A 15,693-nucleotide genomic window follows, 5' to 3' on the forward strand; every position below is an offset into this window, starting at 1 on the left:
GGGCTACTGCGAGGCGGCGAATCCGGCGCGCAGATCGGCGAGGATGTCGTCGATGCCCTCGATTCCCACGGCCAGGCGGACCAGGCCGGGGGTGACGCCCGCCGCGAGCTGCTCCTCGGGGGTCAGCTGGGAGTGGGTGGTGGAGGCGGGGTGGATGACGAGGGAGCGGACGTCGCCGATATTGGCGACGTGGCTGTGCAGGGTGAGGGCTTCGACGAAGCGCTTGCCCGCGTCGACCCCGCCGGCCAGCTCGAAGCCGATGATGGCGCCGACGCCCCTGGGGGCCAGCTGCTTTCCGCGTTCGTACCACGGTGACGACGGCAGGCCCGCATACGAGACGGCCGTGACCTCGGGTCGCTCGGTGAGGAATTCGGCCACCGCCCGGGCATTGGCGACGTGCCGCTCGAGGCGCAGGCTGAGGGTCTCCAGGCCCTGGCTGATGAGGAAGGCGTTGAACGGCGAGATGGCCGAGCCCAGATCACGCAGCAGCTGCACCCGCGCCTTGAGCGCGTAGGCGGGTGCGCCGAGATCGGCGTAGACCACACCGTGGTAGCTCGGGTCGGGCTCGGTGAATCCGGGGAAACGGCCACTGCGCCAATCGAAGGCGCCGCCGTCCACGATCACGCCCGCGATGGCCGCGGGCCTCCGGTGGGTTGGGGACGTGTTCCTACTGGGTGACGAGGGTGGTCTCGGCCACGGCCCGGCCGGTCGCCTCGACGATGTCGTTCAACGGAGTGCTCAGCTCGGTTGTCATACCGCGTGAAGCTACGACCCGGCCACCGGTACCGACGATGGTTACGCTCGCCGTGAGCGCAATCGCGGCCGGTCGCACGGCCCCGGAGCTACCCGCCGGTCATGTGATGGTTGCCAACTGGTCAACCGTTCGGCAGACAGGGTTGCGCGGGGGTGGTATGAATTCGCGGTGGCATGGACTTTGCGGCTCAGCGAGGACGAAGAAGCTGCGCTGAGTGCGCAGGCGGCGACGGAGGGGCGGTCGAAACACGACATTGCCCGGGACGCCATCCGGACCTACATCACCCGGCACCAGACCTGGGACGACTATCTGTCCGACGGTCCGGTCGTTTACGGGTAGTAGGTGTCGCGTATCTCGGTGTAGCGCTGGCGAATAGCGGTGCCGATCCCCACTGCCAGAGCATGGAATTCGGTGCCCGCGGGGGCGGGCCAGCGGGGCGGGCGGGGACCGCCGCGCAGGGCCCAGGCGGCTTGGCGGGCCGCGCCGAGGGCGACGTATTCGCTCGGATTGGGCACCGTGACGGTGCGGCCGAAGATGGTGGCGGCGGCATGCGCGATGAGGCGGGACCGGGATGCCCCGCCGATCAACAGGATTCGATTCGGCACCGTCGGCAGGCGGTCCAGGGCCTCGGCGATATTGCAGAGCATGCCCTCGATGGCGGCGCGGGCCAGATGGTGCGGACGCATGGTGTGCGGGCGCAGGCCGTGCAGGCTGCCGGTGGCGTAGGGCAGATTCGGGGTCCGCTCACCCGCGAGATAGGGGAGCAGGGTGAGACCGTCCGCGCCCGCGGGCGACTGGGCGGCCAGCACCTCCAGGCCGGACACATCGATGCCCAGCAGCATCGCGGTCGCGTCCAGCACCCGGGCGGCATTGAGCGTGCACACCAGCGGCAGGAACGCCCCGGTGGCGTCGGCGAACCCGTTCACCGCGCCGGAGGGATCGGCGCTGGGGTGCGTGGCGCGGGTGAAGACGGTGCCGCTGGTCCCGAGCGAGACCACCACATCCCCCTCCGCGATGCCCAAACCCAGTGCGGCGGCGGCATTGTCGCCGGTGCCGGCCGCCACCAGCCGCCCGCCCGGCGTGTGCCCGGCGATCTCGGCGGGCGCCAGCACCCGCGGCAGCGCGGGACTGCGGCCGCGGAAGGCCAGCGCCAGCAGATCCGGGCGGTAGGCGCCCGCGGCCGGTGACCAGTACCCGGTGCCGGAGGCGTCACCCCGATCGGTGGTCGGCTCGGTGGCCGGATCACCGCCGCGCAGCTGCCAGGTCAGATAGTCGTGCGGCAGCAGGACCCGGACCGTCCGGTCGGCCAGCTCGGGTTCGTGATCGGCGAACCAGCGCAGCTTGGCCACCGTGTGCGCGGCCAGCGGCACACTCCCTACCGCGTCCGCCCACGCTTGCGGCCCGCCCAGCTCGTCCACCAGCTGCGTCGCCGCCTCCGCGGACCGGGTGTCGTTCCACAGCAACGCATCCCGCACTGGATGCCCGGCCGCGTCCAGCGCCACCAGTCCGTGCTGCTGCCCGGCCACCGCGATGGCCTCCACATCGCGCATCATGCGATCACACGCCGCCCGCAGTGCCTCCCACCACATGAGCGGCGGCACCTCGGTCCCGTCGTAGTGCGGAATCTGGCGGTGCCGCAATATCGTTCCGGTATCGGCATCGCACACCACGATCTTGCAGGACTGAGTGGACGAGTCCACTCCGGCAACGACCGTCATTGGCCAGCCACCACCCTCTATCGTGCCGCTGCCCGTCCGGGATGCAGCTGGATCTTGCGTCCGGTGCCCGCGCGGAAGGTCTGCAGGGCATCGCCGAATTCGTCGAGTGCGAAGTCGTGGGTGATCACGGTGTCGGCGTCGATGACGCCCTCACCGAGCAGGTCCACGGCCCGTCCGAAACTGTGCAGCACGGCCATGGAGCCGACGATGGTGATCTCGTCGTTGTAGACGCGGAACGGCGAGATGCTCGCCCGCGCCGCCGCCGGCGCCACCCCGAACTGCTGGTAGGTGCCGCCGCGCCGCACCCGGGACAGCCCGTCCTCGATCGCGGCCACCGTTCCGCTGCAATCGATCACGATCTCCCAGCCCTCGGGCCGGTCCATGTCCTCGGCGGACACGGTGGCCGCGTCCGCGCCCAGCGTGCGCGCGGTGGCCAGCCGGTCGGCATTGGTGTCCACCATCGACACCGAGGCCGCGCCGGCCGCGATGGCCAGCTGCAGCATGAGCAGCCCCATGGTGCCCGCGCCGTAGATCAGGTAGTGCGATCCGAGTCGCCGTGGCAGCACGTCGAATCCGTGCACCGCGCACGAGAGTGGTTCCACCAGTGCGCCGTGCGCGGGCGGCACATGCCCGGGCAGCCGATAACAGTTGGCGGCGGGCACTTTCACGTACTCGGCCATGGCGCCGTCCACGGTGTCGCCGATGGCGCCCCAGTTCTCGCAGAGATTGCCGCGCCCGATCGCGCAGTAGTGACAGCGCCCGCAGAACAGCGAGGGATCCACCGCCACCCGGTCACCGGCCCGCACCCCGGCCGCGTCCGCGCCGAGCGCCACCACCTCCCCGGCGAATTCGTGGCCCGGCACGATCGGATAGGGCGTGGGCGGGAATTCGCCCTCCACGATATGGATATCGGTACCGCATATCCCGACCGCATCCACCCGGATCACTACCTCACCGGTGCCCGGAGTAGGATCCGGCACGGATTCGACCGAGAACTGTCCGGGCTTCTCGACCACCAAGGCGCGCATAGCAATAACCATGCACCCGCGTGCCACCCGCTCGACGCGTTTTACGCAATAGCAATCGCAATCTTTCTGTTTTCCCGCAATCGTTACGGGGACACGCGGGGGATCAGGGGAGGGCGTGATACCAGAAGGCGGTGGAGGCCACATGCGCCTGGTCCAGCGGTAGGTAGTGGCCGTCCGCGCGCCAGCCCAGCGCCTGCACGGTGGCGCGCAGGCCGTGGTCGAAACAGATTGGGTCGGGAATGTGCCAGCGGTACATGCCGAATCGCTGGTTCGGTTCGTAGATTCGATGCGGCGGCAACACCTGCGGCATGCCCAGATAGGGGGTGGAGTAGGGTTGATAAGCGCCGTCGAGCTCGAAATTCCAGGCCCCGCCGAAATAGTCCTCGGTGCCGGTCCCGCACAGGGTGGGGAATTCGGTGTCGTCGTCGAGATAGAACTTCAGCTCGCCCTCGCCCCACCAGCCCGCCGCCCGCGGCTGCACGGCCAGATACGTCCCGGCATACCGTCCGGGACCGCCGTCGATCTCGACGATCGGATGCTCCGCCGGGTTGCCCAGCGGATCGGAGCAGCGCCACCGGGCGTGCAGATACCCGGCGGCGCCGGGTAACTCCTCCTCCAGATAGGTGATCTGGTAGTACACCGGCGCGGCCCGCTCGGACCCGTTGTGCAGGGTGATGAGCGCGCGAGTGTGGAAGGGCATGGGCCAGTAGCTGTTCAGCCCGCCGGCGGGCGCGACCACCACCATGGCGGAATTGATCAGCGCCAGCTGATCCCAGCCGTTGCAGAAGAAGTCGCCCAGCGGCACCGCGACGCCCGGTTCGGGCGAACCGTCCCAATACATCTGGAGGGTGAAGTCGCGCAGCAGCGCGCGATCGGTGGTGAGCCACAGGTGCCGGATCACGCCGGGCCCGGAAAGGTCGGCGAGCGTGGCGGTTTCGCCGGGCGGCAGATCGATGGACGGCGACACCTTCCACCCGCGTCCCAGCCCCGCGGCCGCGAAGGCCCCGGTTCCGGAGATGGCGCGCCCGCCCCCGCCGGCCTCGCCGGTGGGGTTCTCCGCGCTCACGGAGCGGGTGCGCCGCCCGTCCAGCTGCCAGATCTCGTGCACCATGCGAATTTTCGCATGTCGATCACGAATGTGAAGCGGACATGCGGCGGACATGCGAATGCCGACGCCGTCCCACACACGGCGCCGGCATCCCGGGAACTGCTTACTTACCGACCAGCTTGGACTTCAGCGCGGCGACGGTCGCGTCGTCGACGCCCAGGCCCTGCGACAGGAAGTTGTCGAAGGAGCCGAAGCTCTGCTGGACCGCGTCGAAGGAGGCGTCCAGGTAGTCGCGGTCCACGCCGAGCACCGGCTCGAACAGCGACGGATCGGTGACCAGGCCCTTGGCGACCAGGCCGTCCAGCGTGGCCTTGTTCGACGCGGCCAGGTTGTCGTTGGACGCCAGGTAGTTGTTGTAGATCTGGCCCTTCGGCGCGCCCAGGGCGCTCAGCAGGATGGCCGACATCCAGCCGGTGCGGTCCTTACCGGCGGTGCAGTGGAACAGCACCGGGCCGTTGGCGTTGGCGATCTCCTTGACCGCGGCGCTGAACTGCGAGCGCGCGGTCGGGTCGGTGACCATCCACTTGTAGTAGTCGACCATGTACTGATGGCCCTTGCCGTCACCGAGCAACTGCTGCTGCACGGCCGGGCCGCCCTGCACGGCCTTGGCGAAGAACAGGTAGAAGTCGTTGTTCGGGTCGTAGACCGGCAGCGACTTCTCCGGGATGGAGGCCGGCAGCTTGTCCGGGTTCTGGCCGCGCTCGGTCGGGCTGCGGAAGTCGATGATCTCGACGATGCCCGCCGACACCAGCTGCTGCTGCTCGGCGTCGCTCAGCTTGTTCAGCGCGTCGGAGCGGAAGACCGAACCGTCCTTGACCTTCCCCCCGCCGCCCTGTGTCGGGATGCCACTCAGGTCCCGGGCATTCGGCGCGGACGGCAGGTCCAGTGACGCGCCCTTGGGCGTTTGTAGCACCGGGACGGGCGCCGCGAGCGCCGGGGTGACGGCGATCGGGGTGAGGGCGATGAGCGCGGCGGCTACACCGGTGAGTGTGCCGCGTACGGCGCGCGAGATCGTCACTAGGGGGTTCCTTTCGGTCACGGACCGGGTGGTGGGGTGTCCCGGTCCGGGCTTCTGACGCGGGCCCGGCTGCCGGATACGGCGCGGGCCCCGCGGGTCCGGGCATGACCGACCGGCCTCGGGCGCGAGCGCGGGAGCGCGCCCGAGGCACGGTGCGGTTGCCGGCCGAGCTATTCCGCGTCGGCCAGCAGCGTGATGGTTCCGGCGGCGCCGTCGACCCGGACGCGCTGGCCGTCCTGGAGCGCCGTGCTGGCGGTCTTGGTGTCGACGACGCAGGGGACGCCGAACTCGCGGGCCACGATGGCGGCGTGCGAGGCCGAGCCGCCGATGTCGGTGACCACCGCACCCGCGTAGCCGAACATGGCGGTGTGGCCGGTGTCGGTCACCGCGGCCACCAGGATGTCGCCCGGCTCGATGTCGTCGTCGAGGGTCAGCACGCGCTTGACGGTGCCCTCCACCACGCCCGGGCTCACGCCCAGGCCGGAGATGGTGTCGCCGACCGCGATCGCGCCGGAGATCTCCTCCGGAGCCCACGGGCCGTTGACCACATCGGGCATCCGGATGGCCTGGAAGCGGGTGCGCTCGGCGCGGCGGCGCGCCACCCGCTCCTGCAGATCGGCCGGGGCCCAGAGGATTTCGTCGAGGTTCAGGAACGCCGAATCCTCGATCGCGGTGAGCTTGCCCGCGTGCACCAGGCGCGCGGCCCGCTCCTGGGTGGCCAGGCGCAGGCAGTGGGTGACCCGCACGACGGCGTCGCGGGCGCGCTCGCGGTAGACGGTCGCGCCGACGGCCATCTTGGCGGTGCGGCTGGTCGGCTCCGGCACCGGTTCGCGGTGCGGCGCGGGCATTTCCGCGGCCCGCCCGGCGGCGGTGACCAGCAGCTCGGGGCGGTCGCCGAAGGTGGCGTTGATGAGCTCGCACTCGCCCGGGCCGCGGTGGCCGATCCGGGCCAGCTCCTGGTCGAGGGCCTGCGAGAACTCCGGCGACTTCTCGCGGGCGGCCGCCACGTCACCGGTCTTGGCCAGCGTCTGCAGTCCGGCGTCCTTGCGGCACAGGGCCGCCAGCCGCTCCACGGCCAGCATGGTCTTGGCCGACTCCAGGCGGTTCAGGTCGATCTTGACCTCGCCCTTGTGGGCGGCGGTGGCCGCGCCGGTCATCATGACGCCGATGGAGGCCGCCTGCCACGCCTGGTTGAGGCGGTCGCGCCAGAGCAGGGCGCGGGCGTGCAGCTGCTCGTCGGTGAGCTCCGAGATCTGGTCGCGGGTCATCGCTTCCGCGTGCGAGGCGGCATTGATGTGCTCGGCGGTCTTGCTGAAGCCGAGCGCGGTGGCGGCGACCCGGCCCATGGCCTTGAAGGTGCCGGCGCGGGCGGCCAGGCCGGCCGGCATGGCCGGGCGGCCCTTGGGGTGCAGTTCGACATCGCCGATGGTGCCGTAGACGTCGCGGCGCACGCTCTCCTCGTCCCAGCCGGGCATGTTCTGCGCGGAGAAGACGCCGATGGAGGCGTTGATGTACACGCTGTGGCCGAGCACGCTGGTCACGCGGGACACCCAGTGCTCCAGCGCGATTCCCTCGATGGCGATCATGTGGCCCATGGCCTCGTTGCCGAGCCGGATGGCGCCCGCCTGCAGATCGATGGTCAGCGGGGTGAGCGGGCCGGGCAGCGCCTCGGAGGTGTTGGTGGCGGTGTAGACCGGGATGCGGTCGTCGACCATGTCGTCGAACTCGCCCTGCAGGCCTTCGGGCGCAGCCGATTTCAGCGCGTAGCCGTCGGAGGTCGGGGCGTTCTGGGGTACCACGTGGGTGGGCAGCGGAATCGAGCCACGGCGAGCGCGGATGCCGGAGCCGCCGCTCTTGCGGCCGTGCAGGGCGCGCGCCACGTCGGCGATCACCTCGGTGGCGGTCCAGCCGTAGCGGAAGCCCCAGTCCTCGCGGGCGGCGCTCGCGTCCACCGGGGTCTGCGACGCCGACGACTTGGGCAGCCACGCACCGTATTTCACGCCCGCGTCGGCGAGAATGCGCTTCACCTCGGCGCTCGACACGTTGCCGGGCGCGGCCAGCTCGACCACGCCGCCGCGCTGCGACAGCGCCGCCAGCACCAGGAAGCGCTCCAGGTCGTCGTAGTGCAGCACCTGGATGCTGCCCTTGCCGGCGCCGGTCAGGCTCTCCAGCGCGCGCCAGCTGCCGCGGTCGATGCGCCGGCCGGCCACCAGCGCGGTGCGCACGATGAGCGCGTCCGCGCCGGAGCCGGTCACGATCTTCTCGACACTCGAATCGCCGCCCGCCGCAACGGGAACCACGAGGCGCGTACCGGAATCCTTGGCCGCCTGGGCGATTGCCGCCACCGCCGGACCTGCCAGGTGCACGATCGCGTCGACTCCGGCCACGGCCCGCGCGCAGACCTGGGCGTCGGACAGATCGCCGACGATCACCTCGACCCGCGGGTCCACGTAGCGGTGCCGCTGCCGGTCCAGGCCGACCACCTCGTGGCCGGCCGCCAGCAGCATGCGCGCCACGGCACGGCCGCTCGGCTCGGTGACACCGGTGACCAGAATCCGCATTGACTCTCCTCCTCGTGCAGGCATCCCCAACCACAGTGACGCCGTTCACACACCATCCCCAGTGCAACGGGTGGTGACGGGTCACAGTCCCGGTCAACGGGATCGGTGAATCGCTCAGCAAGATGGGGCGCTAAGTGACGGCGGTCGGAGCGGGACCGTCGAGGCATGACAGTGCGGAATCCGGTCACGCCGCGGGCGGCCGGCGAGGTGAGCCACTACGACATCGAGACCGATGTGCTGGTCGTCGGGTACGGCGCGGCGGGCGCCTCGGCGGCCTACGAGGCGGCCTACGCGGGTGCAAGGGTGCTGGTGGTGGACCGGTCCGGCGGTCCGGGCGGCGCGTCGGCCATGTCGGGCGGCGAGATCTATCTGGGCGGCGGCACCCCGATCCAGGTGGCCTGCGGTTACGACGACACCCCCGAGGCGATGGCGGCCTTCCTGAAGGCGGCGCTCGGCGCGGGTGCGGACGCGGCCAAGATCGACGAGTACTGCGCCGGCAGCGTCGAGCACTTCCACTGGCTGGTCGACCGCGGCGTGCCGTTCAAGCCGACCATGTGGGACGCCCCCACCTGGGTGCCGCCCACCGACGACGGGCTCATGTGGCTGGGCGAGAACAGCTGGCCCTTCACCGAACTGGCGCACCCGGCCCCGCGCGGGCACCGGCCCACCGCCAATGACTTCGGCGGCAAGCTGCTGATGGAGTGCCTGGCCGCCGCGGCCGAATCCGCCGGCGCCACCGCACTGTTCGACACCCACGTCGGCACCCTGATCGTGGACGGCGACGGTGTCGTGGTCGGAGCGGTCGCGCGGCGGTACGGCAAGGAGATCACCATCCGCGCCCGGCGCGGCATCGTGCTCACCACCGGCGGTTTCGTCGACAACGACGACATGCTCGCCGCCCACGCGCCGCAACTGCTGGGCCACACCAAGGTCAGCGCGGGCACCGACGACGGTTCCGGCATCCGCATGGCCCAGGCCCTCGGCGCGGCCGTGCGCCACATGTCCGCCGGTCAGGTCGGCATGTCCCTCATTCCCGGGCTGGCCGCGCGCGGCCTGGTGGTCAATGCCCTCGGCCGCCGCTTCATCAACGAGGACACCTACCCCGGCCGCATCGGCCAGCACGCGCTCTACCGCCAGAACATGGGCGGCAGCTGGGCGGGCGACGACACCGCCGTCTGGGTCGTCGTCGACGAGGACGGCTTCGACGACGTCCCCGAGCCTCAGCGCTGGGGCGTGCGGCCCACCCACGTCGCCGAGACGCCCGCCGAACTGGAAGAGCTGACCGGCCTGCCGGCGGGCTCGCTGACCGCGGCCATCACCCGCTACAACGAATTCGCCCGGCAGGGAACCGATCTCGACCACCACAAGTCGCCCCGCTGGCTGCGCGAACTGACCCCGCCGTTCGCCGCCATCGACGTCAAGGCCGGCGTGCGCCCGCCGTCGGAGGCCGGTGACCGCCGTGGCACCGGCGCCTCCGTCTTCACCCTCGGCGGCCTCCACACCGACCTGGACGGCCACGTCCTCGACATCGACGGCCGCCCCATCTCCGGCCTCTACGCCGCCGGTCGAGCCGCCAACGGCCTGCACGGCTTCGGCTACATCTCCGGCACCTCCCTCGGCGACGGCACCTTCTTCGGCCGCCGCGCGGGCACCGCGGCCGCCCGCCGCGCATAGCCGATCGCCTTCTGCCGACACTCTCGGCCCGGCGGCAGGGCACGGAAGCCACTGCGGAACAGGGTTCCGGCGGCGTAACGGGCCAGCCGCTCCAGGATCGAGGCGAGAAGGCTTCGAGGCGGCCCAGCAGCCGGGACTCGCAGGCGATGAGGGTGACACCGCTCGCATCGGGCCGAGGGCCATGGCTGCCGCCGCGCCGGCACCGCCGCCGCTCGGCGTCTGTGGTCGCTGCCCCTTGTTCGCAGTGGCGATTCGGCGGCCGGGTTGCTGCCGCGTCGGGTGAGTTGTGGTTGGCGATGGCCCTTTTGCCACCGAGAACAGGTTCTAGACTCGCCCGCTATGGAAATTCACATGCGGCAGCTGCGGTATTTCGTTGCGGTGGCGGAGGAGCTGAGCTTCACGCGCGCCGCGCAGCGGTTGCATGTGGCGCAGCAGGGGCTGAGCGCGCAGATCCGGCAGCTGGAGAAGGCGCTGGATCTGGTGCTGTTCACGCGGACCACCCGCAGCGTCGAGCTCACCGCGGCGGGGGCGGCCCTCCTCGAAGGTGTCCGAAGTGCTTTGACCACACTGGAAATGGCGGTCGAGCAGGCGCGGGTGGCGCAGCGGCGGGAGTCGGATCGGCTGGTGCTCGGCTATCTGGAGGGCGCGGCGCTCACCCTCACCGAGCCGATCCTCGCGGCCTTCCGTGCACAGCACCCCGGGGTGACGGTCGACATGCGGCAGTTCACCTACGAGGAGCCCGCGGCCGGACTGGAGAGCGGGACCGTCGACGTGGCCTTCGTGCGACTCCCGTTCCGCGCGGCCGGAATCCGCTTCGAGCCCCTGTTCGCCGAGCCGCTGGTGGCGCTGGTGCCCGCCGCGCACCGGCTGGCGGAACTGCCCGAGGTGCGGGTGCGGGACCTGCTCGACGAGCCGCTGCTCGGGGCGGCCACCACCGATCCGGAGTGGAATGCCTTCTGGGAGTTGCACGATCACCGCGACGGGCGGCCCGCCCCGGTGGTGTCCCGGTCGAGTTCGCTGCTCGAGGAGCTGCACAAGGTCGCGGTGGGGGTCGGCGTCGTGCTGACGGTGGCGTCGGCGCGGTGGATGCCCTTTCCCCGGGTCCGGGTGCTGCCGATCGCGGACGCCCCGCACAACCAGGTGACGGTCGGCTGGCGCGTCGACCACGAGACGCCGCTGGTGCGGTCGTTCGTGGACATCGCGCGCCGTGTTCGCGACGCCAACCCCGACCTGGTCGCGCGCCTGGAACAACCCGATCTCGACGACTGCACCCTGCCGCAGCATCTGTGATTGACAACCGGCGCTTGTCAATGGCTGGGAAATAGCTGTTTCACACCGGTTCCTCTGCGCCCTAATGTGTTTCCGCGTGGGCGGTCAACGCGGGGGTGCGGCGTCCACCGGCGAGCCCGCCCAAGGCTCGCGACTGCCTCATTTACCCGGTGAGGCGATCTCGGATAGCCGGCACCGCCGGGCGACGGACTGAGCCCCCGTTGTCCGGGCGGTGCCGGCGCCCGTGCCCGCGCGTGTCGCTGCCGTGCGGCCGCCGTCCGGCGACCAGACTCGAGGGCATGACGGCGGACGGACAGCAGGGTGACGAGCACGGGGACGACGCCCGCGACGCGGTAACCGGGCGCGGCGAAGCGACCGAACCCCAGCCGCCCGTATCTCAGCCTGCGGCCGAGCCGGAGCAGCCGACCGAGCCCGAGCAGCCGATCGAGCCCGCCGAGACGACCGAACGTGATGAGACGACCGAACGTGACGAGCCAACCGGGCGTGACGAGACAACCGGGCGTGATGAGACAACCGGGCGTGACGAGACGACAGCGCGCGAAGAGCTGACCGCGACTGGTAAGTCGACCGACACGGGTGGGACGAATGGGCAGGCCGCAGGCACGGCACGGCCGGCATCGCTGCGTTCACGTGTATGGGCGGTCGCGGATCGTGCGGAGCGGGCCGTCAATCCGAGCTATCCGGGGTTGGTGGTGGCCTGGATCTTCTTCCTCTGGGCGGTGTCGCCCTCACTGCTGCCGCGTACCTGGCTGTTCGAGGGTCTGGTGTGCGGGATCAGCGCCGCCATCGGATACGGCGTGGGTGGCGTGCTGGAGTGGGCCTTCAAGAAGTGGGTGCGGCCACGGCTGCCGGAGTCGGCGGAGGGCCTGGCCAAGCTGTGGCATCCGAGTGAGACGACGCTGGCGGTCAGCAAGGCCGTGATCGTGGTCGGGACCATCGTCGGCGCGGCCCTGGTGCTGGCCAGGTCGGCGCGCTGGCAGCGTGATCTCGAAGTGCTGATGGGGATGACGCCGACCACCACCTCGAGCTACCTGCGCGCCGAACTGGTGGCGGCGGCGACCCTCGCGCTGGTGATCGTGTCGTATCGCCTGGTGCGGTGGCTGATCCGGCTGATCGTGCGGCTGCTCAACATCGAATGGCGGGTGCCGAGGGACATCGCCTACCCGGGCGCGGTGATCGTGGTCGCGGTGGTCGCGGTGCTGCTGTTCCAGGGTGTGCTGGCGAAAGCCTTCTTCTCCGTGGCGAATTCGGCGTTCAGCCTGCGCAACGGCAAGACCTCGGCAAGCGCCGTCCAGCCGCAGCTGCCCGAAAGGTCCGGCAGCCCACAGTCACTGGCGCCGTGGGACACCCTCGGGTCGGAGGGCCGCTGGTTCGTCGCCACCGCGCCGACCGCGGACCGGATCGCTCAGGTCACGGGAAGGCCCGCGCGCGAACCGATTCGGGTGTACGCGGGCCTGGACTCGGCGAACACGCAGCAGGACATCGCCGACCTGGTGGTGCGGGAACTGGATCGCACCCACGCCTTCGAGCGCAAGGTGCTGGTCGTGGTCACCACCACCGGAACCGGCTGGGTGGACTCCACCACCGCCTCGTCCATCGAGTACATGTACGGCGGTGACACCGCCATCGCCGCCACCCAGTACTCCTACCTGCCGAGCGTGCTGTCGTTCCTGTCCGACCGCCAGAAGGCCACCGAGTCCGGGAATGCGGTGATCCACGCCGTCCATGAGCGCTGGGCGCAGCTGCCGCCGGGACAGCGTCCGAAACTACTGGTGTACGGGGAGAGTCTGGGCTCGCAGGGCTCCGAGGGCGCCTTCACCGGGCTCGACGACATCCGCACCATGGTCGACGGTGTGCTGTGGGTCGGCCCGCCCAACTCCAACCGGATCTGGCATCAGCTCGAGCAGCGCCGCGATCCGGGAACGCCGGAGATCCTGCCCATCTACGCCGACGGCCTGATCGTCCGCTTCGCCGCCACCGCACCGGAACTGGGCCGCCCGGACCGGACGTGGTTCGACCCGCGCGTGGTGTATCTGCAGCACGCCTCCGACCCGATCGTCTGGTGGTCGCCGGATCTGCTGTTCACACAACCGGATTGGCTGAAGGAACCGCGCGGTGCGGACGTCTCCAAGTCCATCCGCTGGTGGCCGATCGTCACCTTCTGGCAGATCAGCGCGGACCTGGCCAACGCCCAGGGCGTCCCGTCGGGCCACGGCCACCGCTACGGCGACCTGCCCCTGGACGGCTGGGTCGCGGTGGCCCAGCCGCAGGACTGGAACCCGGACCTGGAACGCAGCATCCGCAAGGCCCTCGACGAGGACATCACCTGGGAATACGCCCACAAATAGCCGCTGTACGGCGATCGGTCCGTATCCAGCGGAACCTGGGTTCCGATCATCGGGACTATTTCGGATCGAAACACCGCGTTGGCCATAGCTTCGAGGGCAGGAAACTCTGGCACGAGGAGGAACGCCCGCATGACTAACAAGGTGCTCGATCGGGTCCGCGATCTGCTGCCCGCGATCCGGGAACGCGCGGTTCAGGCCGAGGAGCAGCGGCGGGTGCCCGACGCCAGCATTGCCGAGCTCACCGAGGCCGGCGTGTTCCGCATGCTCCAGCCGGCCCGCTTCGGCGGCCTGGAGGAGTCGCCGGTCGCCTTCTACGAGGTGATCCGCACCATCGCCACCGTCTGCCCGTCCACCGCCTGGGTGTCCTCGGTGCTGGGCGCGCACCCGTGGCAGCTGGCCCTGTTCGAGGATCAGGCCCAGCAGGACGTGTGGGCCGCCGACCCCGACACCCTGGTGTCCTCCTCCTACGCGCCGACCGGCAAGCTGACCCAGGTCGAGGGCGGCTACGAGATCTCGGGCCGCTGGGCCTTCTCCTCGGGCTGCGACCACGGCCAGTGGGTGTTCCTGGGCGCGCTGGTGCCGACCGAGACCGGCATGGACTACTACACGGTCCTGGTGCCGCGCACCGACTACCGCATCGAGGACACCTGGAACGTGTCGGGCCTGTCCGGCACCGGTTCCAACGACATCGTCATCGAGAAGGCCTTCGTACCGGCCCACCGCGCCTACTCGGCCGCGGACCAGGCCAACCTGGTCGGTCCCGGCCAGCAGGTGAATACCTCTCCGCTGTACAAGATTTCGTTCGGCGCGCTGTTCTCCAACACCATCACCGCCCCGATCATCGGCGCGGCCCAGGGCGCGTACGAGGCCCACATCGAGCGCCAGCGCGAGCGGGTGCGGCTGTCCTACGGCGGGCAGAAGGTGTCGGAGGATCCCTTCGCCCACGTCCGGATCGCCCGTGCCGCTTCGGAAATCGACGCCGCCGTGCTCCAGATGGAGCGCAATATGGGCGAGCAGCTGCGCTACGCGCAGGCCGGTGAGGAGATCCCGTTCGAGCTGCGCCTGGCCACCCGCCGCGATCAGGTGCGCGGCACCGAGCGCGCGCTCGAGGCGATCGACCTGCTGTTCAAGAACTCCGGCGGCCACGCCATCCGCCGCCCGAACATCATCGAGCGCAACTGGCGTGACGCGCACGCCGGCAGCGTGCACGTGATCAACGATGTGGAGCGGGCCCTGGCCATGTACGGCAAGGGCGCCATGGGCCTCGAGGTCGCGGATCGGATGCTCTGATGACCCTGACCGCGGAGAACACCACCCGCTGGGTGACGGTCGACGGCCACAAGCTCCGCTATCACGAGGCCGGCGAGGGCCCGGCGCTGGTGCTGCTGCACGGCTCCGGCGCGGGCGTCTCCGGCTGGGCCAACTTCGGCGACAACCTGCCGGTGCTGGCGCAGCACTTCCGCTGCCTGATCCTGGATCAGCCCGGCTTCGGCGAGAGCGGCCGCCCGGAGGTGTACGAGCGCAATTACCTGCGCATCGCCGCCGACGCGGTGATCGGGCTGCTCGACGAGCTGGGCATTGAGAAGGCGCACGTACTCGGCAATTCCATGGGCGGCACGGTCGCGACCCTGCTCGCGCTCGAGCACCCGGGTCGCGTCGATCGCGTGGTGCTGATGGCGCCCGGCGGCGTCGGCGTGAACGTGCTCGGACCCGAACCGTCCGAGGGCATTACGCGGCTCATGGAGTTCAACGCCAACCCCACCGACGAGAAGGCCATGGGCTTCCTGCGGGCCATGGTCTACAACCAGGCCACGCTCACCGAGGAACTGGTGGCCAAGCGCCTGAAGGCCGCGGCCGATCCGAAGGCCCAGGCCGCCCTGCGCGACGCCTACGCCACCTTCTACAACCCCAAGCTGGCCGAGCCGGTCCCGCTGTGGGCGCGGTTGAAGGGCATCACGCAGGAGGTGCTCATCCTGTGGGGCCGCGATGACCGGGTCACCCCGGTGGAGGGCTCGCTCTTCGCCGCCCGGCAGCTGCCGAACGCGGACCTGCGCACCTTCGCCCGCTGCGGCCACTGGGTCATGGTGGAGCGCAAGGACGCCTTCGAGCGGTCCGTGGTCGACTTCCTGAACAACGGCCTGTAGCAAGCGGTTTCCGATGATTCGGGGGTGGGATTTCCCACCCCCGAACTCGT

At 70.4% G+C, this 15,693-nt stretch carries 12 protein-coding genes and 1 pseudogene; 6 read left to right on the plus strand and 7 right to left on the minus strand.

All coding sequences use genetic code 11. From position 1 onward, the window contains the following. Window positions 1-3 precede the first annotated feature (3 nt). Window positions 4-639, minus strand: a pseudogene (locus tag ACFXIV_RS29345) (PLP-dependent transferase); the annotation flags it as partial. A gap of 28 nt (window positions 640-667) precedes the next feature. Next, window positions 668-832: a hypothetical protein gene (locus ACFXIV_RS29350; protein WP_379421350.1), complete on the minus strand. Its 165-nt coding sequence runs from the start codon at window positions 830-832 to the stop codon at window positions 668-670. 90 nt (window positions 833-922) lie between these two features. Between ACFXIV_RS29350 and ACFXIV_RS29355 the strand changes: the two genes are divergently transcribed. Beyond that, window positions 923-1,093, plus strand: coding sequence for a ribbon-helix-helix protein, CopG family (locus ACFXIV_RS29355; RefSeq protein ID WP_379398866.1), 171 nt, complete (start codon window positions 923-925; stop codon window positions 1,091-1,093). Here the strand turns inward: ACFXIV_RS29355 and xylB are convergent. The 5 genes from xylB to ACFXIV_RS29380 all read right to left on the minus strand — a co-directional run bounded on the left by xylB (window position 1,084) and on the right by ACFXIV_RS29380 (window position 8,187). Further along, entirely contained in the window at window positions 1,084-2,472 is a 1,389-nt protein-coding gene (gene xylB / locus ACFXIV_RS29360) for a xylulokinase (RefSeq protein WP_379398865.1), read from the minus strand. The genes ACFXIV_RS29355 and xylB overlap by 10 nt on opposite strands. 17 nt (window positions 2,473-2,489) lie before the next feature. Next, entirely contained in the window at window positions 2,490-3,500 is a 1,011-nt protein-coding gene (locus ACFXIV_RS29365) for a zinc-dependent alcohol dehydrogenase family protein (RefSeq protein ID WP_379398864.1), read from the minus strand. A 103-nt stretch (window positions 3,501-3,603) separates the two neighbouring features. Then, on the minus strand, window positions 3,604-4,608 hold the full coding sequence (locus ACFXIV_RS29370) for a glycoside hydrolase family 172 protein (RefSeq protein WP_379421351.1): 1,005 nt from the start codon (window positions 4,606-4,608) through the stop codon (window positions 3,604-3,606). A gap of 103 nt (window positions 4,609-4,711) precedes the next feature. Next, entirely contained in the window at window positions 4,712-5,626 is a 915-nt protein-coding gene (locus tag ACFXIV_RS29375; protein WP_354834944.1) for a tyrosine-protein phosphatase, read from the minus strand. Window positions 5,627-5,796: 170 nt separating this feature from the next. Beyond that, the gene (locus ACFXIV_RS29380; RefSeq protein WP_379398862.1) at window positions 5,797-8,187 is read right to left on the minus strand and encodes a PEP-utilizing enzyme; all 2,391 of its coding nucleotides are present in this window, start codon (window positions 8,185-8,187) and stop codon (window positions 5,797-5,799) included. A 165-nt stretch (window positions 8,188-8,352) separates the two neighbouring features. Here ACFXIV_RS29380 and ACFXIV_RS29385 point away from each other — a divergent pair, with 165 nt between their 5' ends. The 5 genes from ACFXIV_RS29385 (at window position 8,353) to ACFXIV_RS29405 (ending at window position 15,643) form a co-directional block, all read left to right on the plus strand. Continuing rightward, window positions 8,353-9,861 carry an FAD-dependent oxidoreductase gene (locus ACFXIV_RS29385; protein WP_379398861.1) on the plus strand — a complete coding sequence of 503 codons (1,509 nt, stop codon included), beginning with the start codon at window positions 8,353-8,355 and terminating at the stop codon, window positions 9,859-9,861. Between the two features lie 339 nt (window positions 9,862-10,200). Further along, window positions 10,201-11,151, plus strand: a complete 951-nt coding sequence (locus tag ACFXIV_RS29390; RefSeq protein ID WP_379398860.1) for a LysR family transcriptional regulator — start codon at window positions 10,201-10,203, stop codon at window positions 11,149-11,151. A gap of 278 nt (window positions 11,152-11,429) precedes the next feature. Continuing rightward, window positions 11,430-13,499, plus strand: coding sequence for an alpha/beta-hydrolase family protein (locus ACFXIV_RS29395; protein WP_379398859.1), 2,070 nt, complete (start codon window positions 11,430-11,432; stop codon window positions 13,497-13,499). A 129-nt stretch (window positions 13,500-13,628) separates the two neighbouring features. Next, window positions 13,629-14,789 carry a 3-hydroxy-9,10-secoandrosta-1,3,5(10)-triene-9,17-dione monooxygenase oxygenase subunit gene (hsaA, locus tag ACFXIV_RS29400; protein ID WP_379398858.1) on the plus strand — a complete coding sequence of 387 codons (1,161 nt, stop codon included), beginning with the start codon at window positions 13,629-13,631 and terminating at the stop codon, window positions 14,787-14,789. After that, the gene (locus ACFXIV_RS29405; RefSeq protein ID WP_379398857.1) at window positions 14,789-15,643 is read left to right on the plus strand and encodes an alpha/beta fold hydrolase; all 855 of its coding nucleotides are present in this window, start codon (window positions 14,789-14,791) and stop codon (window positions 15,641-15,643) included. The genes hsaA and ACFXIV_RS29405 overlap by 1 nt, the downstream gene beginning before the upstream one ends. Window positions 15,644-15,693: the final 50 nt, after the last annotated feature.

The organism is Nocardia sp. NPDC059236 (genome assembly GCF_042754085.1).
Taxonomy (GTDB): Bacteria; Actinomycetota; Actinomycetes; order Mycobacteriales; family Mycobacteriaceae; genus Nocardia.

What these genes read in the sequence shown, in the direction of transcription:
- xylB (WP_379398865.1), bottom strand. Translation starts at nt 2,472, where the DNA reads ATGACGGTCGTTGCCGGAGTGGACTCGTCCACTCAGTCCTGCAAGATC.
- ACFXIV_RS29365 (WP_379398864.1), bottom strand. Translation starts at nt 3,500, where the DNA reads ATGCGCGCCTTGGTGGTCGAGAAGCCCGGACAGTTCTCGGTCGAATCC.
- ACFXIV_RS29380 (WP_379398862.1), bottom strand. Translation starts at nt 8,187, where the DNA reads ATGCGGATTCTGGTCACCGGTGTCACCGAGCCGAGCGGCCGTGCCGTG.
- ACFXIV_RS29385 (WP_379398861.1), top strand. Translation starts at nt 8,353, where the DNA reads ATGACAGTGCGGAATCCGGTCACGCCGCGGGCGGCCGGCGAGGTGAGC.
- ACFXIV_RS29390 (WP_379398860.1), top strand. Translation starts at nt 10,201, where the DNA reads ATGGAAATTCACATGCGGCAGCTGCGGTATTTCGTTGCGGTGGCGGAG.
- ACFXIV_RS29395 (WP_379398859.1), top strand. Translation starts at nt 11,430, where the DNA reads ATGACGGCGGACGGACAGCAGGGTGACGAGCACGGGGACGACGCCCGC.
- hsaA (WP_379398858.1), top strand. Translation starts at nt 13,629, where the DNA reads ATGACTAACAAGGTGCTCGATCGGGTCCGCGATCTGCTGCCCGCGATC.
- ACFXIV_RS29405 (WP_379398857.1), top strand. Translation starts at nt 14,789, where the DNA reads ATGACCCTGACCGCGGAGAACACCACCCGCTGGGTGACGGTCGACGGC.